Source organism: Streptococcus danieliae (assembly GCF_013415245.1).
GTDB lineage: Bacteria > Bacillota > Bacilli > Lactobacillales > Streptococcaceae > Streptococcus > Streptococcus danieliae_A.
Genome location: NZ_JACBXX010000232.1, coordinates 1 through 918, shown reverse-complemented (window position 1 = coordinate 918; position 918 = coordinate 1). Strand labels below are relative to the sequence as shown.

At 39.9% G+C, this 918-nt stretch carries 1 protein-coding gene; it reads right to left on the bottom strand.

Features of this window, described 5'->3' with window-relative positions; translation table 11 throughout:
* Window positions 1-30: 30 nt before the first annotated feature.
* On the bottom strand, window positions 31-918 hold an 888-nt coding region (locus HZY94_RS09825; protein ID WP_179925971.1), incomplete at its 5' end, for a transposase.

Sequence of the window (918 nt, the reverse complement as noted above, 5' to 3'; positions counted from 1 at the left end):
TGTTTTCATCCATACATTTTTAAACTATTATCAAACAACCCAGCTAGCTAAGTGCTCGCGTTGTCCCAATTTGAGTTTTGATAATGCAAAACCAACCATGACTAAAAAACGCATACTTACTGCCAGGCTCATCTTCTTCAAGCCACGAATCGTATGATTCTCCAAACGAAAATCTCGATCAAGCCTTCCATTTACTCGTTCAACTGCTGTACGCTGCTTATATATTCTCTGGAATTTTTTGCTCTCCCGCCCAACCCTATTAAAGATAATCGGTTCAACGCTGCGTTTTAAACGGAAAATACGCTCATCTCCTTGACTAGGATGAAAACCATAACGTAAACTATCACATGAGTTATCATACCCTTTATAAATTAACTGAATTGATTGACCCTTCTCGTCTATCCAAAAGACTTCACCTGACTGATTGTACATGAGATCTGTATCCAGATACTGACGCATTTCGTCCTCTTTCCATTTATGAGGGTTCTCAATGATGGGAATAATTTCAGCGTCTTCCAAGAGATTTTGTAAGGGTAAACCACTGTAGCCCCTATCTGCCGTCAGATACTGAGCTCTCTGACTAGTTGTCTCACTAAAATTTTTGATAAGCTCCTTGGCAATAGTCGGCTCACCTTTAGAAGCTGGAGTCACTTTCCAGAAAATTGGTAATTCATAGGTCGCATCAACAACAAGATGAACACGATATCCATAATAACTTGTGATCTTAACCTTACCGCTCTTATGATGGGTTTCTTTTTGAGTAAAATCCGCCTCCAAATCCGCTCGCCTGTCTTTTTTCTGCTTTCGACCATTAGGTGTTGCATAAGAATCAATAATTTTTCCATCCAGTGCGAGTACTTGACCGAAATCAGGGAGTAGTTCATAGAGTTCTGCAATTCCTGTTTGTATCCACTCATC